This window comes from Pseudobutyrivibrio ruminis HUN009 (assembly GCF_000703005.1).
GTDB lineage: Bacteria > Bacillota > Clostridia > Lachnospirales > Lachnospiraceae > Pseudobutyrivibrio > Pseudobutyrivibrio ruminis_A.
The window spans coordinates 963,075-989,116 of sequence record NZ_JNLH01000001.1 but is presented as its reverse complement, the minus strand read 5'-3'; the positions used below and the strand labels follow the sequence as shown (position 1 = coordinate 989,116).

Genomic DNA, 26,042 nt, shown 5'->3' with positions numbered 1-26,042 from the left:
TTAACTGCCTTCTCCGAGTAAGCAGCTAATTACAATGTTTTATAAAGTGCATCGATATCTGCAGCCTGTGCAAGACCATCAGAAAATGCTGTTGCAGAACCTGCAGCTGTTCCCATCTTTAACGCTACATCGTAGTCCTTTGTCTTCATATATCCTGCAACGAAACCAGCAACCATTGAATCGCCAGCTCCTACTGAGTTGCGAACCTTTCCCTTAGGTACGCCGATGCGATATCTGTTTCCATTTTCATCAACGAGCATTGCGCCGTCCCCAGCCATTGAGATAAGAACGTTTCTTGCGCCCATTTCCTGAAGCTTTAATGCTCCCTCGTAAATCTCATCGTCTGTCTTAAGCTCTTTGCCTACGATTTCGCCAAGCTCAAAATTGTTTGGCTTGATTAAGAATGGATGATACTTTAATACGTTTGTAAGAAGATCCTTTGTAGCATCAACTACAAACTCGATTCCCTTGCCATCTAAAGCAGAAAGGATTCTTTCATATACATCATCTGGTAAAGAATTTGGAATTGATCCAGCGAGAATAAGTACATCGCCCTCTACCAGCTTTGAAAGCTTATTGAAAAGTTCCATCTGTGCTGCTTCGTCAATCTTTGGTCCCTGAGCATTAATCTCTGTTTCCTCTGTTGCCTTAAGCTTTACATTGATTCGTGAAATGCCTTCTTTTAATTCGATGAAGTCTGTGTCGATTCCTGCAGCCTTAACACCTGCGTCAATTGCATGACCTGTGAAGCCTGCGATAAATCCTAATGCTGTACTCTTTAATCCAAGCTCTGAGAGAACCATTGATACGTTGATTCCCTTACCTCCGAAATAATATTCCTCACTTGAAGAACGGTTTGTCATGCCTGGAAGTAAATCTCCATCCATACGCACAACATAATCCAATGCTGGATTGAATGTAACAGTATAAATCATTACGTTTCCTCCTAGTTTATTCTGCACATACTTTTACTACTGTGTGATTAATATAATCTCTAGCCTGTAGCTTATCTGTGATGATGCAGCAATCACCAATCTGCGCAAATGTGACCGAATTAATCTGATCAAATTTGGTGTGGTCTGCCAAAACGTATGACATATAAGCATGTCTGATTGCTTCTGTCTTAATCATGGCCTCGTCCACATCTGGTGTGGTAAACCCTGCATGAATTGAAATGCCATTGGTTCCCATGAAGGCTTTAGTAAAATGATATTTTCGAATAAACTCAACACAATCTGGACCAACTACTGCCTCTGTTGGGGCCTTGAGCCTGCCTCCAATCATGATGGCTTCAAGCCCTTTGTCCATAAGCTTCTTTGCATGAACTACACCGTTAGTAATGTACTTAGCCTTGTGATTATCAATGTAATCAATCATGGTAAGTGTTGTAGTTCCTGCATCGATGTACACAAAATCATTGTCCTGTATAAGCCCTGCTGCATATTTGCTGATGCAATCTTTTTCAGCTACATTTTTGCTAGCCTTTGCCTTTACTGCGTCCTCTTTGGTGTTTACATCCAAAGTGGATATTGCAGTAGCACCTCCAAATACCTTCACCAGTTGCTTAGAACGATTGAGTGCATTGATGTCTCTTCGAATGGTAGCTGCTGATGTGTCTAGCAACTCTACCAATTCATTTACTGAAACCGCCTTTTTTTCATTGACTATTTCAATTATTTTTGCCCTTCGTTCTTCTGTTAGCATTTTCCACCCCTTGAACAAATTCGATTGAATTTGATTGTTCTAAGGAAAATATAACACCATATTTCGGGCTTTGCAATCATAAACGCTCATAAATAATCACACCTAGTCAAATTCTGTCACTTTTACTATTTCAATGTGGTATATTTTGTAACAATTTGATAAATGAAAAAGGAAGGCACAGTAGTAGTGCCTCCCAAATCTTTATCCTTTCTTCGACAGCTTGTCGTCATACATACGTTTATCTGATAATTCATACATACGATCCTTATCCTCTGTCTCTTTATAAGTTGATACTCCAACTGATACTCTTACTTTTATATCCTCATTACCTATTCTCTTTATCTTTGCAATTTTGTAATTAAAGTCCTGAACTATACTATCCAACTCTGTTTTGCTAGCATACTGGTGCAAAAGGGCAAACTCATCCCCTCCTATTCTAAATACCAGACTATTGTTATTAGTTACCTCCTTTAATCTTTTGCTTACAGCTTTGAGAACCAAATCTCCAAACATATGACCATAACGATCATTTACCTGCTTAAACCTATCAATATCAAATACCATCATTGCAAAATCCGTTTTATCTATATTGTATTGATCAATGTATTTGTCTACAATTTCATCAAAAGCTCGTCGATTTAACATTCCTGTTAATTCATCTGTATTTGATAATGCTTCTAGATTAGCCTTCACTTTTTCATCATCAGTTATATCAACAAAATATCCCAATAATCCAACAATTTTGCCATCAATAACAAATGGCTGCTTGCTTGCTGATATGCGCCTGAGCTCGCCTTTTACAATACACTCGCCTGGAACATTTCTAATTACCTTTCCTTCTTTTATGACCGCCAGTTCATCCTGCTTAAATGGTTCGGGATTAATATGCCATCCCATATCTTCATCAGTTTTTCCCCTTATGCTGTCGACCGTTTTCAAATCATAATAATCCAGGAACATCTGATTTGCTCCTAAAAATCTGCGTTCTCGATCTTTCCAAAAAACACCAACCGGCACAAGTCTTAGGATATTTTCAAAGGCATAATCATTATCGTTTATTTTGTTAATTAAGCTGTTACTGTTATCATATGACATAATTTCACTCATATGATTAGACATGCCTTGCGTAGCCTCAGCAACACAACTCATCAATGCTTCTCTTCCGAATATAGAAATAATCCTTGTAGTGACAGACTTCCATACGTACTCACCATTAGCATCGGATATTCTAAGTAGACCAAACTTAACTCCTCCTGGTTCATATATATGGTTTTCCTTGGCGTGCTCCAAGTCCATCAACTTATAAAACAATTCTCTATCGTCTTCATGTATCTTGTTTTTACATAAGCTTTCTATCATTTCTTTTGCTTTTAAATTTTTATCCCGCACATGTACACTGCCATTTGAAAGGTATATATTTTCATAATAAACTCCATCTAATCCAAAGACGTCAATACATTCGTAAAATGAGAATATATAACTACTTACAATTTTGACCTTGCTTTCATAGCTTTCATTTAAATAGTTTGATAATAATCTGATTGAAACCAGATACGCATCCGTCTGTGTTTCGTCATCATATGCAATATGACGAGCTCTCATATTCACAATATGCCCATTTTCTACAAATTCTATACTTTCAGCTTCTCCCGATTTCTTAGCTAAAAGGCACATATTCCAAAAATCATTTTTTTGAATCCAAGGCCATTTTTCATCTCCATTTATCATCGCCTCGGCATTTTCCATATTTTCATTACCAAAGATTTTTATTGCCTTTTCATACCCTTCATTGAAATAGGCAAATCTCCACTTATTATCGCGTACAAGGCCCATTGCTAAAGGAAGATCATTTTCTGTAACAGTATCCGGCTTTCCTTCCAACGGATTTTGTCTAAGCAGATCTGTTTTCCCAACTAAATCCAAAAATGCTCTATAATCCAGGTTTTCAAACTTATATCCTGCTTTCTCCACTTCCCGCATACTTTCATCAAGAGGCAGTGGTCGCCCGATATAATATCCCTGTAACAGTTCGCAGCCTAACAGCTTCAAAAAATCGTACTGCTCCTTTGTTTCTACCCCCTCAGCAAGAGTATGAATACCCATATTTTTCAGCATAGATACAGTATGCTTTAATACAATCTTTCCATTGTCTGATGTATCAAAATCCTGCAAAAATTCCATATCTATTTTGGCTAGGTCAAACTGAAATGCTCTCAGCAGATTAAGAGAAGAATAACCACTACCAAAGTCATCCATCCACACTTTGTAGCCATTTTCTCTTAATCTGGATATTTCTTCCTGGATAAATCTAGGATTATCCATCATAACGCTTTCAGTTACTTCTAGTCTGATAATGCTTTTATCTGTATCATATTTTTCTATCAGACTACCAACATAAGAGATTAAATCTATTGTCTCAAAATCAATTCGCGATAAATTCACAGATACTGGGACAGCAGCTTTTAGTCCATCTCTTTTCATTTCAGAAAATTTCGCTATAACTTTTTCGATTACATAGCAATCAACCTTATGAATCAATCTGTATTCTTCCAATACAGATATGAACTCATCCGGATAAAATACTCCTCTTTTAGGATCAATCCAACGAACTAGTGCTTCCCATCCACAAATATTACCTGTGAGGCTTCGTATAATTGGCTGATAATATACCTTTATATATCCTTTTTCTAAAGCTTCATCTACAGAATCTATAATTAATTGTTTTCGTTGTATTGTTCCAGCTAGTTCTTCATCGTAAAACCTATAGTCGATATCATATTTTTTCTTGATGCTGACACATGCCATTCTTGCTCGGTCCACGCATCTTGAAACATCTATGTTGTCATCTTCTAATATGTAAACACCAGCTTTTAGCTCAATATTTATTTTTCTTTGTAGTGCCTTTACGCGTTTTCTTGTTTCAACTATTGAAGGCACTATCTGTATACTATTTGTACAAACTACAAAATGGTCCCCAGAAAACCTGGCGACAAGCTCATTTTTAAATATTTCTTCTAATATCTTTCCTATTTCTACTAATAATTCGTCTCCCTTTTCATACCCGTAGTTAATGTTGTAGAGCTTAAAGTTTTCCATGTCAAAAAAGACAAACCCATACTCAACCTGTTTGTCTTGCGTGTCAATAAGTTCCTGGCCCCATTCTATAAAAGCGTGTTTATCCAGAAGGCCTGTCAATTCGTCTCGATTGTCCTTTAAAAACTCACTCTTCCCCATTACTTGGCCCTTTTCTTCTCCGATAATACATTCTATCACTCATTTGTGAATAAATTTTATACATTCTATGTGTTGCAAAATAGGGCCATCCTTTCTTATAAAATAAGAAGAATGGCCCTTATGATGGCTAACAAGTTTATTTATGCAATTTTCTTTCCCTCTGCCTTAGCAGCTGCTCCCTGAGCAATTGGAATAAAAATCATAGCAATGATGTAGCAAAGTACATACATAGGAATGAAAGTTCCAAGGAATGCAAACAAGAATGCTGGAGCTGGAACTCCTGCAAAAATCTGCACGTTTACAAAGTTCATTGCAAGTCCAATGATTACAACAAAAATGAATACAACTGGTACATTTCCTAGGAATCTTCCAGGAACACTCTCAGGATCAATTTTAAATAACCCTGGAAATTTCATTGCAATAAGTGGAATAGGGAATATCGTATTTACGATACACGCCAATATAAATCCTAGCAGTATATTAATAGGAAGTGCCGGAGTAGCTAAATTTGCAGCATTTCCTGAAAAAATCATTCCACCAATTGACATAGCTGTTGCCAATGGAATATTCATTACTAAGTTAAATACAATAAAGAACTTTAAACTTGGTTTTCCCATTTCGTTACCCTCCCAATAATTCAATTAGACTGCCTTCGATGGTGAAGGAGTTGGTGCTACTACATTTGTATAGTGCTCCTTACGAGCCTTAAACTCTGGATCCTTGAAGAGGTTCATAAGACGTCCCTCGTTCTCAAAGATATCATCGCCGTGAAGCTTCTTTCCTGAGATTGTGTCATGAGCCTTGTGCTCATCTTCTGGAGCAAACTTGAACTTGAATGCACCGTCTACAACCTCAAGTGTTCCCTCAAGACCGCAAAGCTCGCATACACAGTGAGTTGTGCCTGGGAAGATGTAGAAGTTGTTACCATTGCAGTGAGGACATGCACCTGGCTCACCCATCCACTTAGCATTGTCAACATCCTTTGCAGCTTCAACAAGGTTACGTCCGATCTGTCTCATACGCTCAACCTTCTCATCCTGCATGATTACATCCTTTGACCATGAGAAGAACTCATTATTTACTACAGTCCAAGCTGGGCTCATTGCAAGCATAGCGTGATCTGTCTCAACACGGCATGCCCAGTCAGATCCACCGATACCTACAAAAGAAATTGCCTTCTTCTTTAAGTACTTAGGATCAAGACCTTCCTTACCCTGCTCCTTAAGCTTTCCATCAAGCATGTACATCATTCCGATGTCATGTCCAGGGCCCATACGGTCACATAATACGTGGAATAATCCAGATCCACCTGACTCATAAATAGGGTCAACTACAAGAACGCCATCTGCCTCAGCCATCTTATCGAAAAGCTTTGCAAAATCGTCCTTCTGAGAGCAAACCATGCCCTTACCCATTACTAAACTTCTAGAGCAAGCAACACAGCCTGTACAGTACTTGATGTCCCAATCAAATACGTGGATAAACTCGATTTCTGCCCCCATTTCTTTTGCTGCTTCAAGAGCAACACGGCACATTGTATCGTTGTTGCCGTTTCTTGTTCCGCATGAAAGTCCTAAAATTTTCATACCATAAACCTCCTAAATTGTTATTAGTTCCTTTTTATAAAATTGCTCCGCTGAACATTTTTATCTAGTTATTTGCCATACGCTAATTTAGTTACTGGCTTCTCTATAACAAGACTTGTAATAAGGCCTACAATATGAAGAATAGGATAGGTAGAAAACCAAGTTGCTATAAGCGAATCCCCAACTCCAACATTAATAATGGCCATACAGAAGCTTACTATGGTCACGTATATTGCATTTACAATGAAATTCCTTGCCAGCATTTCAAGGAAGGTACCAGGTTTCTGATTGCATATCTTTTCTGCAAACCAGCTTCCAATTAACCCCATCGGAAGAATAATTGCTGCAACTGTGTTGATAGTAAAAGCACAGCAGCATCCTCTCACCCAGCCGGCCAATGAATCTCCACCTGCTAGTATGGTTGCTGTAGTATTGATAGAAAGCGCCATACATACATTGATGATTACATTCCATCTGAAAAAGCGAATTTTATCATCCATTTCTATTTTCCTTTCGCAGGTCGTTTAATTAATAAAGTACAGATTGTAGCAAGTACAATTGCGCCAATCATAATCATGAAAATGCTAAGATATGTGCCTTGCATGTCGTAAATCATACCTGCAAGAGTCCCTCCGAATGATGCCAATAGCAAATTCAAATTGATAATTGAAAAGTTAACAGGATAATTCTTAACACCGTAAAAATCCATTATGTATGCAGAGTTTGTTGGTGTTACACCTCCGTAAGAGAGGCCAAAGAATATAAATCCAATTACAACAAGTGGTAGACTAACTGAGTTGATTGCTACGATGTTGATAAGTACTGAAACTAAGAAAAGCCCGCAATTTAAAAGCATTGTTTTCTTCTGTCCAAGCTTGTCGTACAAACCACCGAATATTACTCGTCCAATTCCGTTGAACACAGAAATAAGTCCTACGATTGTTGCGATAGAGCCTGCTGCAAGTACAGGTGCTGTCTCTGTAACAATTCCACTTGCCTGTGCGATAAGTGCCAATGCTGCTGCGCTAAGCAATATCGCATATACGAAGTAAAGCCAGAAGCTTACCTTCGACACCATTTCTATTGTGGTGAAATCCTCTGAAGTGTTCTTCTCAGATTTTTTATCTTCTACTGCATATGCTTTCTGCTCTTCGGCAGTAGGCTTTCTAACGATAAATGCGCCAATGAAAATTACCGCAAATACGATAATTCCAAGTGCCTTGAATTCTGCTCTCCAGCCATAAGTACCTAATAGCCCGGCATAAACTTTTCCTATAATAAAAGCACCAATTCCAAAACCCATAAGAAGGATTCCAGAGATAAGTCCCTTTTTATCCGGGAACCATTTTGTAACGCTTCCCATTACTGCGTTATAAGAAAAACCTGCACCAAGGCCAGCTAACACTCCAAAACCTAAATAAAGCATTCCAATAGAAGAAATCATGCTGACTAACTCAAAGCCAATCAAGAAAAGCACCGCAGATACAATGAAGATGTATCTCTCCTTAACCTTGTCTGCTACAAGTCCTGCAACAAGACCTCCTATACAAAAGAAGCTCATTGCCAAAGTGAAAGTAAGGGAAAGAGCTCCCTTACTCCAGGATGTAAACTCTGCAGCGATAGGGCTGGAAAGTACACTCCAAGCGTAGATTAGTCCTGCAAACAGAAGCACAATTACTCCTGCGATTGCATAAATCCATCTATTTGTTTTATTCATTTATAAACTCCAAATTTCCAATAAGATTATTCGTAGATTCTTGCCTTTTCCTGGCCTCTCATAACACGAAGAGTTCCTTCGGCAAGAGCTTTCATTTCGTTTTCACCAGGAATTACTTCGATTGGTCCAACGAAACCTACATGCTTTTTGATTGAGTCTACGAACATATCTGAATAAGCAAGACCGCCTGTAAGTACAATGTAGTCAACCTTTCCGTCAACTGATGGGGCAATACGAGCAATTGTCTTTGCTGTATTAAGTGCCATTGCTTCGAAAAGAAGAGCTGCCTCCTCATTTCCATCAACAACCATCTGCTCTACTTCACGCATATCTGCTGTTCCAAGATAAGAAGCAATTCCACCCTTACGCTGAAGCTTCTTCATCATCTCTTCCTTTGTGTACTCGCCGCTGTAGCACAAATCTACAAGTGCGTATGTAGGAAGTCCGCCTGCTCTCTCTGGAGCAAATGTTCCGATTTCATCGTTGAAGAAATCAACAATCTGTCCGTTCGAATGAAGGTTTACTGTGATACCTCCACCAAGGTGAGCTACGATGATGTTTACCTTGTTATAATCAATCCCCTTGTCTGCACAAAGCTTGAGGGCAGCTGCTCTAGTATTTAAGTTGTGTCCCTTTGCAGGAACTCTAACGCCCTTAAGTCCTGTAATTTTGTTTACCTCAGTCATCTCGTCAACTGTGATAGCATCGTAGATGTAAGCCTTTACACCTATTTCCTGGGCAAGGCTGTATGCAATACCAGCACCAAGATTTGAAGCATGCTGATCAACTGGATGATATCTTAATGTATCAACCATCTTCTCATTTACTTCATAAGCGCCAGTCTTTACTGGAGGAAGTGCTCCACCACGACCTACGATTGCTCCAAGAGAATCAAGCTTGTCGCCATGCTTTGCAAGGCATGCCATGATTAGTTCTTTTCTCATATCAAGCTGATCATAGATTGTTGGGTAGTTCTTTAAGTCATCCATCGAGTGAGCAATACTTTCAACCCATTGCTGTTCATCAGCCTGATAAACAGCAATTTTTGTTGAAGTAGAACCTGGATTGATGACAAGAATTTTTTCATTTGCCATGTTTTTCTCCTTATTTAACAGCTGCTGCAGAAACAACTATTGAAAGATATTTCTCCTCAGCCGATGAACCTCTTGAAACCATAACGATTGGGCACTTTGCACCTACGATAAATCCGGCCATCTTTGCACCGCAGCTTATTGCGTACATCTTTCCCATTATGTTTCCAGCATGGATGTTTGGAGCAACAAGTACATCTGGGTCGCCAGCGATTCTAGACTCAAGTCCCTTGAAATCAGCAAGGTCTTTTCTCATAACGCAATCGTACTGGATAGGTCCTTCTACGATACAATTTGTAATCTCGCCTCTTTCATTCATTGCTTGGAGCTCTGCTGCATCAACAGACTCTGGCATCTTTGGATTAACCTTCTCAACACATGCAAGAACACCAACCTTTGGGCAGTCATATCCCATAGCAACAAGTGTGTCTACTGTGTTTTGGATAATCTCTTTCTTCTGCTGAAGGTCAGGATATGTTACCATACCGCCATCTACTGGAAGAATTAATTTGTGATATGTAGGAACTTCAAACATTGTGAAGTGAGACATAAGTCTTCCCTGTCCAAGTCCATATTCCTTATTAACAACTTCCTTAAGGATAATTTTTGTATCAACCTTACCCTTCATAAGGAAATCTGCCTTACCTGAGCTAACAAGCTTTACAGCTGTTTCGCAGGCCTTCTGTAAATCATCAGCAGGAACATCGATAATGTTTTCCTCAGGAATTTCTTCCTCAAGCTTTGCTAAGATTTCTGTAATGATTGCCTTCTCACCAACAAGAATTGGCTCAACAATGCCTTCGCGTCGAGCGTGAACAACAGCCTCAAGTGTGTGATCATCGTTTGCACATGCAACTGCCATAATCTTTCTTGAAGGGTTGCCCTTTACCTTTGCGATAAGCTCATCAAAATTATGAAATACCATATGCTTTACCTTTCAAATCAAATTAGTTTTTGCCATTCTTAACCTTGAACTCACGACCGATTTCAAGACCTTTATCAAAAGCAGCCTTGTTGAGAGGTAAAAGCTTTGGCTTGCTTGAAAGCTTGTGCTCTACTGTGCCCCAAACGATTTCTGGAGCGATAACCTCTGTATAACCTACGTATACACCAAGCATGATTACGTTAAGAACCTTTGCATTACCCATTTCAAGTGCAAGCTCTGTTACAGGTGCTTCTACGATTTCAACATCTGTTCTTTCAATCTTGTCCTTTACGATTGAGCTGTTGATGAAAAGGCGTCCGCCTGGCTTAAGTGTTCCGATGAACTTGTTTAATGAAGGACCATTCATAACGATAAGGTCGTCCATTGTGTCACCAAGTGGTGCACCGATCATTTCATCTGAAATAACTACGTAGCAGTTTGCTGTACCACCACGCTGCTCTGCGCCGTATGAAGGGAAGAATGTTACATTCTTATCTGTTGAATCACATGTTGCAGAAGCAAGGAATTTTCCGAGGGTCATAACGCCCTGTCCGCCGAATCCGGCTACACATAAATTTGTTTCCATTATTTCTCCTCCATTCCCTTGTCTCTAATTACACCAAGTGGGTATTCCTTAAGCATGTTCTCCTCAAGGAAATCAAGTGCCTTAAGTGAATCAAGTCCCCAGTTTGTTGGGCAGCTTGTAACGATTTCAACAAGTGAGAATCCCTTGCCTTCCATCTGATACTGGAATGCCTTCTTGATAGCCTGCTTTGTCTTCATTACATTTGCTGGAGTGTTACAGCTTGTACGTGCTAAATAATATGGTGCAGTAAGCTGGTTAAGTGTCTCGCAAACATGCATTGGATAACCATGCTCTTCAGCGATACGTCCCTTAGGAGCAGTTGATGCCTTCATTCCGAAAAGTGTAGTAGGAGCAAGCTGACCACCTGTCATACCATAAATTCCGTTGTTAACGAAGATAACTGTGAAGTTCTCGCCACGGTTTGCTGCAGACATTGTCTCTGCAAGACCGATTGAAGCAAGGTCACCATCACCCTGATATGTGTAGTAAATTGTATCTGGATTTGCTCTCTTCATACCTGTTGCAACAGCACATGCTCTACCGTGTGGAGCTGTGATGTTGTCGTATGCCATGTAGTCCATCTGAAGACCACAGCAACCAATACCAAGTACAGCTGCTGTCTTATCAACGATACCAAGCTCATCGATAACTTCACCGATTAACTTCATAACTGAAGAGTGCATACATCCTGGACAAAATCCTGAAACCTTGTCCTCCTGAATTGTTTTAGTTCTGCTATATAATAATTCTGCCATGTTAAGCCTCCTGTCCTGCTAATTTCATTACAGCCTCAAGCACGGCCTCTCTTGACATTACGTTACCACCAGAGCATAAGCACTTCTCAACTGGGCAACGACGTCTAACAACTGCTTCAACATCTGTTGCATACTGAGCTGGGATTGACATCTCAACATCAAGAATTGCCTTTACCTTTGAGTAATCCAACTTCTCAAAAGCTTCTGTTGGGAATGGATTAAGAGTGATAGGACGAATAAGTCCAACCTTGATTCCCTGCTTTCTGAGAATATCTACAGAAGACTTAGCAATACGTCCTGAAATACCATAGGCTGTAAGGATGATTTCAGCATCCTCTACCATGTATTCCTCAACCATTACGTCATTCTTCTTCCATGACTCATAAAGTGCTGCAGCTTCTTCGTTACACTTCTGCATAACAGTTGTCTGCCACTGACCTGGCTGGATCCAAGCACGATTTGCATAATCAAGCTCATGACCTATGCAAGCCCACTTCTTCTTTGACTCTCTGATTTCAGCAACCTTTTCCTCAGACATCATCTCTGGAAGCTCAACTGGCTCCATCATTGTTGCGATAACACCATCAGCAAGGATGTGAACTGGGTTTCTATCTCTATCAGCAAGCTCGAAAGCCTTAACTGTAAGATCTACAGCTTCCTGTACTGTTGAAGGAGCAAGTACCATCATCTGGAAACCACCGTTACCAGCTGCCTTTGTAGCCTCGAAGTAATCCATCTGTGCTGGCTGGATTGAACCTACTCCAGGGCCCCCTCTTGCGAAGTTTGTATACACAATTGGAATACGAGCTGATGCACAATATGAGATTCCCTCACTCTTAAGTGCGATTCCTGGTGAAGATGAAGATGTCATTGCTCTGACACCTGCTGATGCAGCACCGTAAACCATGTTGATTGATGCTACTTCAGACTCACCCTGTATAAATGTTCCACCAACTTCTGGAAGTCTTCTTGAGAAATACTCTGGGACTTCGTTCTGAGGTGTGATAGGATAACCTGCGAAAAAACGGCAACCGGCACGTACTGCTGCTTCAGCTACAGCCTCGCTGCCCTTCATAAATGTTCTAGCCATTTTTAATCCTCCTTATAAATCTCAATTGCCCCATCAGGACAAATGCGACCACATGTTAGACAACCTACACAGTCATCTGGTCGTGCAGCCACTACATATTCATAGCCTTTTGCATTTACTTCTGTTCCAACTTCTAGAACATTCTTTGGACAGAACTTCATGCAATAGCCACAGCTTTTGCAACGTTCGGCAACTACATTAACTCTAAACTTTGCCATTATTAGACCTCCTTTATCTAATATCTATATCCATAAACTTAGTCTCTTAACCATTCATAGGTTAGGAACAAGTGTATAGGCATAATCTTTTCTTTTTGGAGCTTGTTTTTTACGGATTCATAAAATCCTTCATGAATTACATTCATCTCTATTTCTCTGTATTCAGAAATGATTTCATTCATCTTGTTTGCACCTTCAACAACTTCATCAATAGTTGTTGTCAGGCCTGCATTTGGATTATCCACAAAGTGAATATCCTCTAAAGTTAAGTGGGAAACTGCGAGTATTTCCGAAAGAAATCGATCAATATGTTCAATGTCTTGGCAGAATGGTCTGTAGTAATTTAGTACATACATGACGCACATAGATTTCTTGTCCACACCAAGCATGAAGCCTCCAATGGATCTGGCGCCAATATCATCTCCGCCTACATCCATAACAACAATGCTTTCCGGATCTGCTAAAAGCTCTCTGACTCCGCCCACAACTGTTGGGGCGTCAAAGAACTGTTCTTCATAGTGGATATTTACATCAGAGAGCTTCCCGCTGTTTAGCAAATCCCTGGATCTAAATAGAGGTTTTGTCATGTCCATATCAATCAGATGGACATGCTTATCAGTATTTTTAGCAAGGTATTCAGCAAGATTGAGAGCTATCTCACTCTTACCACAGCCTGCCTCGCCAATGAGAATGAAATTTGTTTTTTTCATTGCTAATGCATTTTTGATAAGTTGCATTTTCCTACCTCGCTAAAACCTATAAGTGAATTTATCTAAGTGTGATATAGCCCTGGTACTGTCTTAGGTTGTCAGATGTACATCTGTCACCAAGGAAAACTGAAGCTATATTGTGCTGTGGCTTTAAGAATGGGAACTCATCCTGCTGTGCCCAAGCTGGCTTTGTAAGATGTGTCTTTGCAAGGTTTACACAAAGCTCATGCCATTCTTCTGGTCCTTCAAACCAAACCTCAACAACTCTATCGAACTGTGCCTCTGGAGCACCGTAGTTTACGATTACCTTGCTACTTACTACTCTGTTTACTCGAACAGATCCTGTAAGGAATGGAACCACTTCTTCATGGAACCATCTTTCTCCTTCTTCCTTACCGCACTCCTCTGGATACTTGATAAGGAACTGCCAACGGAAGTTTGGTCCATCTTCCATTGTCCTATCTTTTCCCTTGAAATCTTCTTCCCAGTTGATTGGAACGAATGAGAAAATAAATGGTGGGAAATCTCCGCCACCTGCTGCGCGACCTGCGTCGCCAGATTCTGAATTATCATGTACTGTTGCGCTTTCTACATCAGGAATGCATCCCTGCCAGCGAAGTACATCCATTGGCATATATTCACAGAAGATGTTGTTTGCCATCTCTGGAAGATGCTCATTTACTAACCAGTAATGCTCTGTAAGCTGCATCTTTCTTGCACCAAATCTGTCTCCCTCTGGTGGTGTTGGGTATGCCTGGTAAAACGCATACTTTGTTACATATGGGGAAAACTTGCTGATACTTTCTGGCACATGATGATAGTAAAGCCAGTGCTCAAGCTTAGGTCTGTATTCTTCCTTTGCTAACCCCACATAGATTAAGCTTCTCATTAAGTTAAACTCGTAAGCCATAACGATCCTCCTTCTACATCGGTTAGATAAAACTAACCAACTGGACTTCTCTTTTAAGCACATTTATTGTGCATATTTAACTATTTGAGATAATAACACCGCAGATTCTTGATAAAAAATATCAATATTGTTGGACATTGATAACAAAAATGATATAAGTCTGTTAAATTTTTAACCTATATAATGAAGGAATTTTTTGTCCTGATTTGGACTTAGTTGAGAAAATTTTTTCAATAACAAAATTGATATTATTGATGACCACTTTTTAATATTGGACTTAGCTAAAAATTCAGACCTATAATTAAGACAATCACTTATAAGGAGGTTTTTATGAGCGAAAAGTTTTATGCTAAAAGCCCAGGAAACGAAGGCTACATAAAGAACATGGAAGTTGTCGCATATCACGATGCTGACAATCATTACTTATTCCAGTCACAGTTATATAAAACAGCTGACGGCAAGTATTATCTTTACGGCGGCTGCTTCTACGGATATGGTGTTGAAATTATTGATGTAACAGACCCTGCAAATCCACGTCATGTACAGTACATGCCTGTTATGGATCCAGAGGTTTACCCTTACATGTCCACACCAAAGGTTCAGATTGCAGATGATCTCATGATTGTTTCAAATGGTAACTGTCTTGAGTTCCTTCATGGACCTGCTCCAGAGAAGTACACTCCTGCTCCAGGCGGAGTACATATCTTCTCTCTTAAGGAAGACCCTGAGCATCCTAAGAAGCTTTCATTCTGGTCAACAGGTGATGAGGGTAACCCAGGTGCCGGTGTTCATCGTTTCACATATAACGGTGGCAAATATTTACATCTTTCTGCTACAGCAGTTGGATTTAAGGATTTCATCTACAGAATCGTAGATATTTCAGACCCAACAAACCCACATGAAGTTGGTCGTTGGTGGAATCCTGGTCAGTTCTTCGGTAATCAGACCAAGAAGACTAGAGAAAAAGAATGGAATGGATGGCAGGGCTACAACACTTACCCTGGTTTCGTACATTTCCCATATGTTGATGGCGATACAGCTTACCTTAGTTGCGCTGGTGCCGGATTCAAGATTCTTGATGTTTCAAATCCAGAATGGCCACAGGTAATCGGTGAAGCTAAAATGACTCCACCTTTCGCTACAAAGTTTGGAGGCGCACTTTGCCACACATTCATGCCTATCCACGGCACAAAGTATGCTATTGGTATGCAGGAAGGCGAGCGTCAGTGGACTTATAACAAAAATGATTTTGATAAATTCGGCGTACAGGCTATGTGCGGTATTGAGATGTTTGATATCTCTAATCCTGAGGATCCAGTACTTATTTCAGTACTTCCTTATCCTGAGGTTCCAGAGGACTTCCCATATAAAAACTTTAATGATTTAGGATATGGTTATCCTACTTCCTTTGGTCCACACAACCTTCACGAGCCAATGACTGGCAAGCCTTGGCTTGAAGACAGAAGTGACAGAGCTTATGACTGCTACTTCCATGCAGGACTTCGTGTATACGATATCTCTGATCCATACGTACCAAAGGAAATCGCTTACTTCATCCCACCAAACCCAGAGAAGCTTTGCTTCGATGTAAAGATGCCTAACAAGCCTCTTGGCACAGCTGAGGATTTGGTTGTTGATGACAGAGGATACATCTACATGAACGCAATGCATGATGGCGTTTATATCCTTAAATGTTTAGTATAGGTTATTTCTACTAATTTTAAATTCTCCATATATAAATAACAGTTGCCCACGTGACAGCTGTTATTTTTTTGCTATAATAGGTGGCATGAATGATAAACAGATAGAATGTTTTTTACAAACAGCAAAACATTTAAGCTTTACAAAAGCTGCCCAAAATTTATATCTTCCTCAGCCAGCTGTCAGCAGATATATTTCTGCCTTGGAAGAAGAACTTGGAGTAGATCTTTTCATCAGAGAAAACAGCAGACACATCTCTCTTTCTGATGAAGGAACTCTTTATTTCAATTTCTTCCAGCGCTATTTCGCTGAGCTACACAACATCCGCAAGATGCTTGCCAACACCACCAACCATATCCGCTTGGGATACAACATCGGTTGGAATGTTTCAAGCTTTCTTCCAAAGGTTGTTAACGAATGCCGTAGTGAGGATCCAGACTTTATGATTTCATTTGAATGTCTTGGCTTTAGAGACCTTCTTCAGGCCCTTGAGGACAAGCATTTAGATGCTATTATTACTTCGTCTGATTATGTCGAGGGAAGAGCAGATTTGGTAAGATACAAGTTCACAAGCATACCTCGTATCGTGGTATACTCTGAACTTTTACCAGATTTTGACAAAATAAAAACAGCTGCCGATTTCGCCTCATATACTTTCTATATGATTGACGACCCACGTGTTGGCGAGCTGTGTCAGGACATTGAATTATTATTTAGACCTTATGGTTTTGTCCCAAGATTTACTGCAGTTCCAAACATCAATACGGTGTTTGCCTCTGTAGAAAATGGACTTGGAGTGGCAGTCCTGGATGGTTGGTACCAGGGAATCCACCACCCAGGAATCCATTATTTCAATCTCAATGATCATCTTCCAATCTCTATCGCTTGGAAGCGTAACACTATTTCGTCTTCAATTGATATGCTCTACAAAAAGATTAACGAGCATTTCAAATCTATCGACTAAAGACCGCAATCCTTTGCCAGTTGTTCAAAGGCTGGCAAAGAGCGTTCTATCATTTTGTAATCCACACAATATGCAATACGTACATATCCAGGACAACCAAATGTCTTAGTAGAAACTAAGATTATGTGGTTTTTCTTAGCTGCTTTTACAAACTCTTCCTCATTTTCATATGGAGATTTTACAAGTAAATAAAATGCTCCCTGAGGCTTAACAACTTCAAAGCCAAGATCTGTAAGCTTGCCGTATAAAAGCTTTCTATTCTTGTCATAGAAATCTAAATCTACATCTACATCAAGGCATCTTGATACTACAAGCTGGAATAGAGATGGAGCGTTAATATATCCCAAGCATCTATTGGCTACAACCATGGCACCAATCATTTCCTCGTAGTAATCCATTCTCTTAGAAAGAGCCATATAGCCAATTCGCTCTCCTGGAAGGGAAAGAGTCTTGCTGAATGAATACATATAAATGCTATTCTTGATGATAGAAGGAATGTAAGGCACTTCATCTCCATCGTATACAAGCTCTCTATATGGCTCATCTGCGATTACATAAATTGGATGCCCCACTCTCTTTTCAGCCTTCTCCAAAATATCTGCTAGCTTCTGAAGTGTAGCTGCAGGATAAACCTTTCCTGATGGATTATTTGGATTGTTTACAATGACACACTTTGTTTTCTCGTTGATAAGTGCATCAAGCTCATCCAAATTCAAATCGAAATCGTCAAGCTTTGCTGGTACAACCTTCAAGATACCGCCATAGTTTGCCACATAGCTTCTATATTCACCAAAATAAGGAGCGAATGCAATTACTTCATCCTCATATCCTAAAAGGGCTCTGAACACGCAATTCATGGCTCCAGCAGCACCTACAGTCATAACGATATCTTCTGGCCCATAGCCCATATCAAACTTTTTATTTAAGTTGTTTGCAACGTTTGATCTAACCTCATCAAATCCTGCATTCTTCATATATCCGTGAACATATGCATCAGGATTCTCAGCTAATATATCCTTAATAGACTGAGTAACCTTCTCAGGCACAGGTGCAGCTGGATTTCCCAAGCTGAAATCGTACACATTCTCTGCACCAACTTCAGCCGCAAGCTGTAACCCCTCTTCAAATAATTTTCTGATTGTAGAACTGCCTGCTACAAGCGCTTCCATGTTCTTCGAAATAACCATTCTTCTCACCCTCTCTGTCGCTTTAAATCGTTAAATTACTTTGTATTATATGCCTATTTTCAACCAATGTCCATGCAAAAAAATAAGAGACTAAACAAATGTTAGTCTCTCATTTTTATCTATACTCATTCATTCCTTTAATTCATGCTGCTTCGAGAGATTGTGAGGATGTCATGGAGAATTTCTTTGGTGCTTTCCATGTCAGCTTCACAATCTTGATTAAGAGTGATGCTAGATTCTGAAGATGCAGCAACTTCCTGGGATGTTGCAGATAGGTTGCTGATGGCATCCATTACCTTGCTATTAGCATCTACACAGCCATCTACGTTGTCGGAAATCATTGCTACGCGGCGAGCAAGATCTGTGATTTTCTCAAGGATGATTTCAAATTTCTCTCCAGTTTCTGCAATCATTTCACCCTGCTGATTTGCTGAGTCCACGCTCTTTTGCATGTTTGTAGATGCTGTATTTACACGCTGGATTAATTCGTCTATTGTTGATGAAATCTGCTCTGCCGATTCCTTTGTATGTTCTGAAAGGGCACGGATTTCGTCTGCTACTACTGCAAAGCCCTTGCCAGCTTCACCTGCTCTAGCAGCCTCAATAGAAGCGTTAAGCGCAAGAAGGTTTGTCTGGCCAGAGATATCAAGAATTGTACCAACAATATCTTTTACAGTTACGGCTGATTCCTGAAGCTCGCTTGTCATTGTGGCTGTCTCAGCGTTAATAGTAGATGCCTCGTCTGATTTAGCTCGAAGCTCTTCAATGAGGGCATTACCGTCACTAATATTCTCAGATACTTCATCTGAGTTGCGTCTCATAGCTCTAGCCTGATGTGCAATTTCTTCTAGTGAATCTGTGATATTAGAGTTCATCTCTGTTTGAGTCTGAATAGCCTCTGCTGTAAGGTTTACAGACTCGCTAATCTGCTGTGCTGCTTCTGCACTTGAGCTAACCTTTGATGCCAAAGCTTCCATTGCATCATTAGCATCTTCAAGCTTTTTGGCAATTGTGATACCTGTATCTTTTATAAGCTCAGAGCTTTCTTCCTGTAGTCTGATATTTTCTTCTATCTCATCCATTGTCTCTTTATTCTGATTAGAATTAAGGCGCACATAGAATATACCCATAAGAGAAAGTAATACCATGAATATAGTATCTGTCATGACTGCAAAATGTCTGTCTGCCACTTCTACAGAAAACATATAAAACAATGGGATATATAACAAATTAATTACTGCTGTAATTATTGATGTAGCTATAGTCAGTTTTACATCATTAAATAAAAGGGAAAGAATAATAAATGATGGTCCGAATGCCCACATGTATGTGACATGAACACTTCCTGCCATCAATACAGCGTATCCAATGAGCATTGAGCCTAACATCAAATATCTGCCTCTGGTTCTATGACTATATCGCAAGTATGCATAGATTGAGCAAATAAACATTATAATCTGTATGATAGACATAGTTGTGGTATTTACAAATGAAAATCCCACTCGCTGATCACTATAGAGAATGGTGGCAGCCAATTCGAACACTTGAATAATACATGCCAACTTAAATCCTAGCTTGTTACTTTCATATATGTGTCTTTCCTTCAAATCCATAAATAGTCCTCCTATCCCTTATAATTAAGAGAATATATTGATTTTCATTTATTTTCAACAAGGTTCACAGTTTGTTACGCTTTTTTCACATAAATGTTCATTAATAGCCTTTTATAACAATAAAAAATACCTTCCTGAAATATCATTCCAAGAAGGTATTATAGCCTAAATTAATTATTCTGTTACAACGTTTTCTTTAACATCATCAGCGTTTTCTTTATTGAATTCACCTGCTGCTAATCTCTTTTCATAACGTGTGTAAATGATCCATGCTGCTAATCCAAAGATTACAGGACCACTTAATGACCAGAATGTTGTCTTGATATCGCCATCAAGAGCTGGCTGAATAATAGCAAATGCATTTGCAAAGAAAAGTGTAAGTGTTACAACATAGCCCCAGAAATTTGCAGACTTCTGTGTCTTGAATACTTCGAAGCTTCTGTCGATGTTCTTCATCTTCTTAAACTTAGGGAATGCAAATGAAATAAACATGTATGGTACTGTCATACCAACGTTTACCATTGCTGTAAGGATAACGAAGAACTGCTGCATTGTATCGCCACCAAATGAAACTAAAAGAACCATGATACAAACGATTGCACACTGAATCCACATAGCGTTCTTTGGCATACCGTCTTCTGCAATCTCACCCATCTTACCTGGCCAAAGCTCCTTTGGAGTTCCGTCGATAATCTGCTTAAGTGGTGAATATACAAGTGTAAACATAGCACCCATAAGTGCAAGAAGCATAATAAGTGCATATACTCTAGCGAATCCGTGAGCAAGAGCAACCTGTGTAGCAGCTGAAGCACCAAATGCCTTACCAAATGCTGCTGCAAAGTTTGACATGATAACATATGAAACATTTCCAAGTGTAATATTGTCTGAGCCAAGGATTTCGCTGTAGTTTGTAAATGAACCTACAAGCATGATAAGAAGTGCATAACCAACTACGATTACCATAGCTGCTGTTACGATTCCCTTAGGGAAGTTCTTCTTTGGGTTCTCTGTCTTATCAACAAGACCACCAACTGCTTCGATTCCGCCGTAAGCGAAAAGTGCATATACAATAAATGATAAAATCATGATAGGGCTGCCCTGGTAAGCTGCGTTAAGAGGAACCATCAATGACTCTGTGCCAAGGAATGGCTGCTCAAGCTGTCCGCGACGAGCGATAATCATAACGATTGAACCAACTACTACCATAATGTTGATTACAAGAACTGCTGTACCACCAATTGATGTAACCTTGCTAATCTTATCAATACCCTTTGAATCAAAGTATGTGATAAAGATAAAGAAGATGATTGCCATGATACCAAGAAGTCTTGAGCCAGAAAGGATTTCTGAACCAAAGAAAGACCAGCTTGATGTACAATCTTCACCAAAAATAAGGTTTGATACAGGTACCCAGATACCTGATGAAACATTTACCATCCAAAGTACATATGATGTGTACCACATGAATGTTCCAATGAATGCATACTTAGGACCTACTGACTTGCACATCCAAGAATACATACCACCTGTCTCATCCTTAAATGCAGAACCAAACTCTGCTACCATAAATGCAAATGGTATAAAGAATAAAATACCAGCAATTACAAACCAAGGAATTGCTGCATATCCCATCAAGTAATAAGAACGTGGGATATTGTTAAATCCGTATACTGATGTAAAGATCATCAGTATGAGGGCCATGAGCCCTAATTTCTTTTCTTCTTTCATTACTACTTCCTTTATAAAATATATTCTTTATTTAATTTTCTTATACACGCAGCGTCCTCGATTATACCATGATTCTCTATGTCTTTAGGGCTCATAAACACAGAAAATACAATACATTAGCACTTTAAACTTTAGAACTTTAAATGCTAAAATTTCATGCAACAAAAAAACCTCCCTGGATATTTCTATCCAAGAAGGTTTTAAAAGCTTATTTTAGTATAACTTAGCACCAGCTGGGATGTGGTTATCAATCATGAGAAGATGAAGCTCCTCATCCTCGCTGTCCTTAAGGTTGTTAACAGCGCTAAGAAGCATACCGCATGATTCAATGCCCATCATTGCTCTAGGTGGAAGGTTTGTAATAGCTACAAGTGTCTTTCCAACAAGCTCCTCTGGCTCATAGAATGCATGAATTCCTGAAAGGATTGTACGATCTGTGCCTGTACCGTCATCAAGTGTGAACTGAAGAAGCTTCTTTGACTTTGGTACTGCCTGGCAAGCCTTTACCTTTACTGCTCTGAAATCACTCTTTGAGAATGTCTCGAAATCAACCTGCTCCTCGAAAAGTGGCTCAATCTTTACGTTTGAAAAATCGATGCTAGAATTTGGAGCAAAGAATCCATTATCAACGCCTGTTGCCTGTGGCTTTGCAGGGTTAAGTGACTTCATAGTAGGGAATAATAATACGTCACGGATTGCAGCGCTATCTGTAAGAAGCATGCAAAGTCTGTCGAGACCGTATCCGATACCGCCTGTAGGTGGCATACCAATTTCAAGTGCGTTAAGGAAGTCCTCATCTGTGTGCTCAGCTTCGTCATCACCAGCTTCTGCATTTGCATCCTGTGCTGCGAAACGCTCACGCTGATCGATTGGATCGTTAAGCTCTGAGTATGCGTTACACATCTCCCATCCGTTGATGAAGAGCTCGAAACGCTCTACCTTTGTAGGGTCAGATGGCTTCTTCTTTGTAAGTGGAGAAATCTCGATTGGATGATCCATAATAAATGTAGGCTGGATAAGATTCTCCTCACAGAACTCCTCGAAGAAGAGATTAAGGATATCTCCCTTCTTGTGACGGTCCTCAAACTCGATACCCTTCTCACGAGCAAGTGCCTTTGCAGCCTCATCGTCTGCAACTGTATCAAAATCGATGCCTGCGTACTTCTTAACAGCATCTGTCATTGTAAGTCTTTCGAATGGCTTGCCAAGGTCGATTTCGACTCCGTTGTAAGAAATCTTTGTAGAACCAACAACCTTTTCAGCAAGATATCTGAACATGCTCTCTGTGAGCTCCATCATACCTTCGTAATCTGTGTATGCCTGGTAAAGCTCCATAAGAGTGAACTCTGGGTTGTGACGAGCATCAACACCCTCGTTTCTAAATACACGGCCAATCTCGAATACACGCTCAAGACCACCAACGATAAGTCTCTTAAGGTAAAGCTCAAGAGAGATACGAAGCTTACGCTCCTCGCCAAGTGCATTGTAGTGTGTGAAGAATGGACGAGCTGCTGCACCACCTGCGTTTTCAACAAGCATAGGTGTCTCAACTTCCATGAAATCACGGTTCGCAAGGAAGTTACGGATTTCACGCATCATAAGTGAACGCTTAATAAATACATCCTTTGAATCCTTGTTCATGATAAGGTCAACATAACGCTGACGATAACGTGTGTCTGTATCTGTAAGACCGTGGAACTTCTCTGGAAGAATCTGAAGTGACTTTGAAAGAAGAGTCATTTCCTCAGCATGGATAGAAATCTCACCTGTCTTTGTTCTGAATGCATATCCCTTAACACCGTAGATATCACCGATATCCGACTTCTTGAAATCTGCATATGAATCTTCGCCGATTGCGTCACGAGCAACATAAACCTGAATGCTGTTCTGTAAGTCCTGGATATTGCAGAAGCTTGCCTTACCCATAACACGCTTAAACATCATACGACCTGCAATGCTAACGTGAATTGGATCTGCATCCATGATAGCACGACGCTCGTTGTAATCATCATTAATGGCCTGCTTTGCAGCCTCCTCATCCATTCCATCTGTGTTAACAGCTGGACGACCTGCTAAAAGCTTTGCCTCATGCTCCTCGTAAAGAGCGCGAACTTCATCGCTGTGATGAGTCTGATCGAATTTTGTGATTTGGAATGGATCCTTGCCAGCTTCCTGAAGTGCAGAAAGCTTTTCACGGCGAACCTGAAGTAACTGATTAATATCCTGCTCTGCCATAATTTCTCCTTATCTATTTAAAAACATTTTAATTATTGTCAAACTACTTGATTATAGTCTAGTTTCCTCGATTGTGTCAAGGAACTATACTATCTGCTGGAGCCATACATCGCTCTTTACCATGAAATATCCCATGATGTTTTTGATTATTTCTGTTCCCTGAACAAAGAAGTACACCCAAACAATTCCAAGGCCTGTAAAATGAGCCAATACAAATGCTAAAGGAGCCATTACAACCCATGTAAACACTGAGTCGAACAGGAATGTTACAAGTGTCTTGCCGCCTGAACGAAGCGTAAAGTATGAGCAATGGCTAAATGAACAGAATGGCATCCATAGTGCAGCTACAGCAATAAACTTTGTTGCAAGTGCTCTGATTTCAGGTGTTACATTGTAAATGTGAGGGAACAATCCACCAAATGCAAACATGATAACTGCCATGATAGTACAGCAGAATACGCTGAAGGCAATCATCTTATTATCTGCATCCTTTGCTTCCTCAAGCTCACCTGCGCCAAGGTATTGACCAACAATAATGCTGATACATGCACCAAGCTGGATGAATACAATATTAAACAGATTTCCTACGGTATTTGAAATGCTAAGTGCAGTAAGTACGTTCATTCCACGTATTGAGTAACTCTGTGTTACTGCGCTGACGCCTGCTGCCCAAAGTACCTCGTTGAGCATAAGTGGCGCACCTTTGATAAGAATCTGGTTGAATATCTTTCTTGGGATTCCAAAACCAAGGTAAGCTCCTGCAAGATATTTATTTTTGTCTGCGTGAGTGTGAGCCCAAACTATTACGATGGCTGCTTCAATGTATCTTGCAATAACAGTTGCGATTGCGGCGCCTTCTACACCAAGCTTTGGAAATGGGCCAAATCCGAAAATCAAGCAGTAATCCAAAATCGCATTTGTAGCTACTGCAACCATACCTGCAACCATTGGCACTACCGTCTGACCAGTTTCTTTGATATTAGTAGCGTATGCTTGGTTTACAGCGAAAGGTATCAAACCAATCAAAATAATACTTAAGTATTGAAGTCCAAGTGAAAGTGCAAGCTCTGTAGATGCGCCTTCACTTTCTGTAAGGAAAAGGGAAATAAGCTGGCTTCCCCAAACCTTAAACATCAAAATACCTAGTATAGTTACAAGCAATGTGGTGTAGAGCTTAAATCGGAAAGTGTACATATGACCTTTGTGATCGCCCTTACCAAAATACTGAGCTCCGTAAATACTTCCTGCGGAAGCTGCACCAAAAACTGCCAGCGAAAAAACAAAGTTTAACTGATTGACTGTTGCGACAGCAGATATTGCTTCCTGTCCCAATTGTCCAACCATGATATTATCCAGGAAACTTACGAAGTTGGTAATTGCATTTTGGATAATCATAGGTGTTGCCAGGAAAATATATCGTCTGTAAAACGCCTTGTCACCGATGTATTTTTTCTTAAGTCTAGCTAGCATATTTTCCTCCTTTTATTGTGTGATTATTTATAGGTACAAAAAAAGCGGCCCTGAATAGGCCGCTTTAATGTGCGATATTACTTGCTCTTCTTTGCAGCAAGAATCTTGTACTGGAATTCTCCAGCTTCTGTCTCTACTGTAACAGTATCGCCCTTCTTGTGTCCAAGAATAGCCTTACCTACAGGAGACTCGTTAGAAATCTTGCCCTTAAGGCTGTTTGCCTCTGTAGAACCTACGATTTTGTACTCAACTTCCTCGTCAAACTCTACATCAAGAAGTGTAACGGTCCATCCGATGTTAATGTTCTTTGTATCGTGTTCTTCTGTAACGACCTCAGCGTTTTTAAGAATCTTTTCGATTTCTTCGATACGAGCTTCGATATCTCTCTGCTCATCCTTTGCTGCATCGTATTCTGCGTTCTCAGAAAGGTCGCCCTGCTCACGAGCTTCCTTAATCTTCTGTGATACTTCTTTACGTTTATTGACCTTGAGATCCTCAAGTTCGTCCTCTAATATTCTAAGTCCTTCAGCAGTAAGTAAATTCTTCTTTGCTTCCATATTATTTCCTCCAGGGTCTATAATTTTCAAAAGAGCCTTGCCAAGCAAGACCCTACTAACT

At 39.9% G+C, this 26,042-nt stretch carries 23 protein-coding genes; 2 read left to right on the top strand and 21 right to left on the bottom strand.

Going from position 1 to position 26,042, the window contains the following annotated elements; genetic code table 11:
• Positions 1 to 29: 29 nt before the first annotated feature.
• The 15 genes from pfkB to BO15_RS0104365 all read right to left on the bottom strand — a co-directional run bounded on the left by pfkB (position 30) and on the right by BO15_RS0104365 (position 14,526).
• Entirely contained in the window at positions 30 to 935 is a 906-nt protein-coding gene (pfkB, locus tag BO15_RS0104435; RefSeq protein ID WP_033152758.1) for a 1-phosphofructokinase, read from the bottom strand.
• Positions 936 to 951: 16 nt separating this feature from the next.
• Positions 952 to 1,704, bottom strand: coding sequence for a DeoR/GlpR family DNA-binding transcription regulator (locus tag BO15_RS0104430; RefSeq protein WP_033152756.1), 753 nt, complete (start codon positions 1,702 to 1,704; stop codon positions 952 to 954).
• A 201-nt stretch (positions 1,705 to 1,905) separates the two neighbouring features.
• A complete protein-coding gene (locus BO15_RS13065) occupies positions 1,906 to 4,977 on the bottom strand; it encodes an EAL domain-containing protein (protein ID WP_207641076.1) in 3,072 nt (1,023 codons plus the stop codon).
• A 101-nt stretch (positions 4,978 to 5,078) separates the two neighbouring features.
• Complete coding sequence (locus BO15_RS0104420) at positions 5,079 to 5,555, bottom strand: hypothetical protein (protein ID WP_033152754.1); 477 nt, start codon at positions 5,553 to 5,555, stop codon at positions 5,079 to 5,081.
• 24 nt (positions 5,556 to 5,579) lie between these two features.
• Positions 5,580 to 6,524, bottom strand: coding sequence for a flavodoxin family protein (locus BO15_RS0104415; RefSeq protein ID WP_033152752.1), 945 nt, complete (start codon positions 6,522 to 6,524; stop codon positions 5,580 to 5,582).
• Between the two features lie 68 nt (positions 6,525 to 6,592).
• On the bottom strand, positions 6,593 to 7,024 hold the full coding sequence (locus BO15_RS13060; RefSeq protein ID WP_052169765.1) for a hypothetical protein: 432 nt from the start codon (positions 7,022 to 7,024) through the stop codon (positions 6,593 to 6,595).
• A gap of 2 nt (positions 7,025 to 7,026) precedes the next feature.
• Positions 7,027 to 8,241: an MFS transporter gene (locus BO15_RS0104405; RefSeq protein WP_033152750.1), complete on the bottom strand. Its 1,215-nt coding sequence runs from the start codon at positions 8,239 to 8,241 to the stop codon at positions 7,027 to 7,029.
• 26 nt (positions 8,242 to 8,267) lie between these two features.
• Positions 8,268 to 9,335, bottom strand: coding sequence for a butyrate kinase (gene buk, locus BO15_RS0104400; protein ID WP_033152749.1), 1,068 nt, complete (start codon positions 9,333 to 9,335; stop codon positions 8,268 to 8,270).
• Between the two features lie 10 nt (positions 9,336 to 9,345).
• Positions 9,346 to 10,257: a phosphate acyltransferase gene (locus BO15_RS0104395; protein ID WP_033152748.1), complete on the bottom strand. Its 912-nt coding sequence runs from the start codon at positions 10,255 to 10,257 to the stop codon at positions 9,346 to 9,348.
• Positions 10,258 to 10,279: 22 nt separating this feature from the next.
• Complete coding sequence (locus BO15_RS0104390) at positions 10,280 to 10,843, bottom strand: 2-oxoacid:acceptor oxidoreductase family protein (RefSeq protein WP_033152747.1); 564 nt, start codon at positions 10,841 to 10,843, stop codon at positions 10,280 to 10,282.
• Positions 10,843 to 11,598: a thiamine pyrophosphate-dependent enzyme gene (locus tag BO15_RS0104385; protein ID WP_033152745.1), complete on the bottom strand. Its 756-nt coding sequence runs from the start codon at positions 11,596 to 11,598 to the stop codon at positions 10,843 to 10,845. The genes BO15_RS0104390 and BO15_RS0104385 overlap by 1 nt, the downstream gene beginning before the upstream one ends.
• Before the next feature lies 1 nt (position 11,599).
• Entirely contained in the window at positions 11,600 to 12,688 is a 1,089-nt protein-coding gene (vorB, locus tag BO15_RS0104380) for a 3-methyl-2-oxobutanoate dehydrogenase subunit VorB (protein ID WP_033152743.1), read from the bottom strand.
• A gap of 2 nt (positions 12,689 to 12,690) precedes the next feature.
• The gene (locus BO15_RS0104375; RefSeq protein WP_033152741.1) at positions 12,691 to 12,906 is read right to left on the bottom strand and encodes a 4Fe-4S dicluster domain-containing protein; all 216 of its coding nucleotides are present in this window, start codon (positions 12,904 to 12,906) and stop codon (positions 12,691 to 12,693) included.
• A gap of 38 nt (positions 12,907 to 12,944) precedes the next feature.
• Positions 12,945 to 13,643 carry a hypothetical protein gene (locus BO15_RS0104370; RefSeq protein ID WP_033152735.1) on the bottom strand — a complete coding sequence of 233 codons (699 nt, stop codon included), beginning with the start codon at positions 13,641 to 13,643 and terminating at the stop codon, positions 12,945 to 12,947.
• A gap of 31 nt (positions 13,644 to 13,674) precedes the next feature.
• Positions 13,675 to 14,526, bottom strand: a complete 852-nt coding sequence (locus BO15_RS0104365; protein WP_033152733.1) for a hypothetical protein — start codon at positions 14,524 to 14,526, stop codon at positions 13,675 to 13,677.
• A gap of 330 nt (positions 14,527 to 14,856) precedes the next feature.
• On the opposite strand from BO15_RS0104365, the gene BO15_RS0104360 reads away from it, so the two are divergent.
• Both BO15_RS0104360 and BO15_RS0104355 read left to right on the top strand, forming a co-directional pair.
• Positions 14,857 to 16,230 carry an LVIVD repeat-containing protein gene (locus BO15_RS0104360; RefSeq protein ID WP_033152732.1) on the top strand — a complete coding sequence of 458 codons (1,374 nt, stop codon included), beginning with the start codon at positions 14,857 to 14,859 and terminating at the stop codon, positions 16,228 to 16,230.
• Between the two features lie 85 nt (positions 16,231 to 16,315).
• Positions 16,316 to 17,191, top strand: a complete 876-nt coding sequence (locus BO15_RS0104355; protein WP_033152730.1) for a LysR family transcriptional regulator — start codon at positions 16,316 to 16,318, stop codon at positions 17,189 to 17,191.
• Here the strand turns inward: BO15_RS0104355 and BO15_RS0104350 are convergent.
• From BO15_RS0104350 to greA, 6 genes are all read right to left on the bottom strand, one after another.
• A complete protein-coding gene (locus BO15_RS0104350; RefSeq protein WP_033152728.1) occupies positions 17,188 to 18,378 on the bottom strand; it encodes a pyridoxal phosphate-dependent aminotransferase in 1,191 nt (396 codons plus the stop codon). The genes BO15_RS0104355 and BO15_RS0104350 overlap by 4 nt on opposite strands.
• A gap of 137 nt (positions 18,379 to 18,515) precedes the next feature.
• Positions 18,516 to 19,991 (bottom strand): methyl-accepting chemotaxis protein, encoded by a 1,476-nt coding sequence (locus BO15_RS0104345; RefSeq protein WP_033152723.1) that lies wholly within the window; start codon positions 19,989 to 19,991, stop codon positions 18,516 to 18,518.
• A 174-nt stretch (positions 19,992 to 20,165) separates the two neighbouring features.
• Positions 20,166 to 21,719 carry a glutamate/gamma-aminobutyrate family transporter YjeM gene (gene yjeM, locus BO15_RS0104340; RefSeq protein ID WP_033152721.1) on the bottom strand — a complete coding sequence of 518 codons (1,554 nt, stop codon included), beginning with the start codon at positions 21,717 to 21,719 and terminating at the stop codon, positions 20,166 to 20,168.
• Positions 21,720 to 21,932: 213 nt separating this feature from the next.
• On the bottom strand, positions 21,933 to 23,954 hold the full coding sequence (gene lysS / locus BO15_RS0104335; RefSeq protein ID WP_033152719.1) for a lysine--tRNA ligase: 2,022 nt from the start codon (positions 23,952 to 23,954) through the stop codon (positions 21,933 to 21,935).
• Between the two features lie 84 nt (positions 23,955 to 24,038).
• The gene (locus tag BO15_RS0104330; protein ID WP_033152717.1) at positions 24,039 to 25,424 is read right to left on the bottom strand and encodes an MATE family efflux transporter; all 1,386 of its coding nucleotides are present in this window, start codon (positions 25,422 to 25,424) and stop codon (positions 24,039 to 24,041) included.
• 77 nt (positions 25,425 to 25,501) lie between these two features.
• On the bottom strand, positions 25,502 to 25,981 hold the full coding sequence (gene greA / locus BO15_RS0104325; protein WP_033152716.1) for a transcription elongation factor GreA: 480 nt from the start codon (positions 25,979 to 25,981) through the stop codon (positions 25,502 to 25,504).
• Positions 25,982 to 26,042: the final 61 nt, after the last annotated feature.

What these genes read in the sequence shown, in the direction of transcription:
- BO15_RS0104345 (WP_033152723.1), bottom strand. Translation starts at nt 19,991, where the DNA reads ATGGATTTGAAGGAAAGACACATATATGAAAGTAACAAGCTAGGATTT.
- BO15_RS0104390 (WP_033152747.1), bottom strand. Translation starts at nt 10,843, where the DNA reads ATGGAAACAAATTTATGTGTAGCCGGATTCGGCGGACAGGGCGTTATG.
- BO15_RS0104330 (WP_033152717.1), bottom strand. Translation starts at nt 25,424, where the DNA reads ATGCTAGCTAGACTTAAGAAAAAATACATCGGTGACAAGGCGTTTTAC.
- BO15_RS13060 (WP_052169765.1), bottom strand. Translation starts at nt 7,024, where the DNA reads ATGGATGATAAAATTCGCTTTTTCAGATGGAATGTAATCATCAATGTA.
- buk (WP_033152749.1), bottom strand. Translation starts at nt 9,335, where the DNA reads ATGGCAAATGAAAAAATTCTTGTCATCAATCCAGGTTCTACTTCAACA.
- yjeM (WP_033152721.1), bottom strand. Translation starts at nt 21,719, where the DNA reads ATGAAAGAAGAAAAGAAATTAGGGCTCATGGCCCTCATACTGATGATC.
- BO15_RS0104375 (WP_033152741.1), bottom strand. Translation starts at nt 12,906, where the DNA reads ATGGCAAAGTTTAGAGTTAATGTAGTTGCCGAACGTTGCAAAAGCTGT.
- BO15_RS0104415 (WP_033152752.1), bottom strand. Translation starts at nt 6,524, where the DNA reads ATGAAAATTTTAGGACTTTCATGCGGAACAAGAAACGGCAACAACGAT.
- BO15_RS0104365 (WP_033152733.1), bottom strand. Translation starts at nt 14,526, where the DNA reads ATGGCTTACGAGTTTAACTTAATGAGAAGCTTAATCTATGTGGGGTTA.
- BO15_RS0104360 (WP_033152732.1), top strand. Translation starts at nt 14,857, where the DNA reads ATGAGCGAAAAGTTTTATGCTAAAAGCCCAGGAAACGAAGGCTACATA.
- pfkB (WP_033152758.1), bottom strand. Translation starts at nt 935, where the DNA reads ATGATTTATACTGTTACATTCAATCCAGCATTGGATTATGTTGTGCGT.
- vorB (WP_033152743.1), bottom strand. Translation starts at nt 12,688, where the DNA reads ATGGCTAGAACATTTATGAAGGGCAGCGAGGCTGTAGCTGAAGCAGCA.
- greA (WP_033152716.1), bottom strand. Translation starts at nt 25,981, where the DNA reads ATGGAAGCAAAGAAGAATTTACTTACTGCTGAAGGACTTAGAATATTA.
- BO15_RS0104355 (WP_033152730.1), top strand. Translation starts at nt 16,316, where the DNA reads ATGAATGATAAACAGATAGAATGTTTTTTACAAACAGCAAAACATTTA.
- BO15_RS0104420 (WP_033152754.1), bottom strand. Translation starts at nt 5,555, where the DNA reads ATGGGAAAACCAAGTTTAAAGTTCTTTATTGTATTTAACTTAGTAATG.
- BO15_RS0104430 (WP_033152756.1), bottom strand. Translation starts at nt 1,704, where the DNA reads ATGCTAACAGAAGAACGAAGGGCAAAAATAATTGAAATAGTCAATGAA.
- BO15_RS0104405 (WP_033152750.1), bottom strand. Translation starts at nt 8,241, where the DNA reads ATGAATAAAACAAATAGATGGATTTATGCAATCGCAGGAGTAATTGTG.
- BO15_RS0104350 (WP_033152728.1), bottom strand. Translation starts at nt 18,378, where the DNA reads ATGGTTATTTCGAAGAACATGGAAGCGCTTGTAGCAGGCAGTTCTACA.
- BO15_RS0104370 (WP_033152735.1), bottom strand. Translation starts at nt 13,643, where the DNA reads ATGCAACTTATCAAAAATGCATTAGCAATGAAAAAAACAAATTTCATT.
- lysS (WP_033152719.1), bottom strand. Translation starts at nt 23,954, where the DNA reads ATGGCAGAGCAGGATATTAATCAGTTACTTCAGGTTCGCCGTGAAAAG.
- BO15_RS0104395 (WP_033152748.1), bottom strand. Translation starts at nt 10,257, where the DNA reads ATGGTATTTCATAATTTTGATGAGCTTATCGCAAAGGTAAAGGGCAAC.
- BO15_RS0104385 (WP_033152745.1), bottom strand. Translation starts at nt 11,598, where the DNA reads ATGGCAGAATTATTATATAGCAGAACTAAAACAATTCAGGAGGACAAG.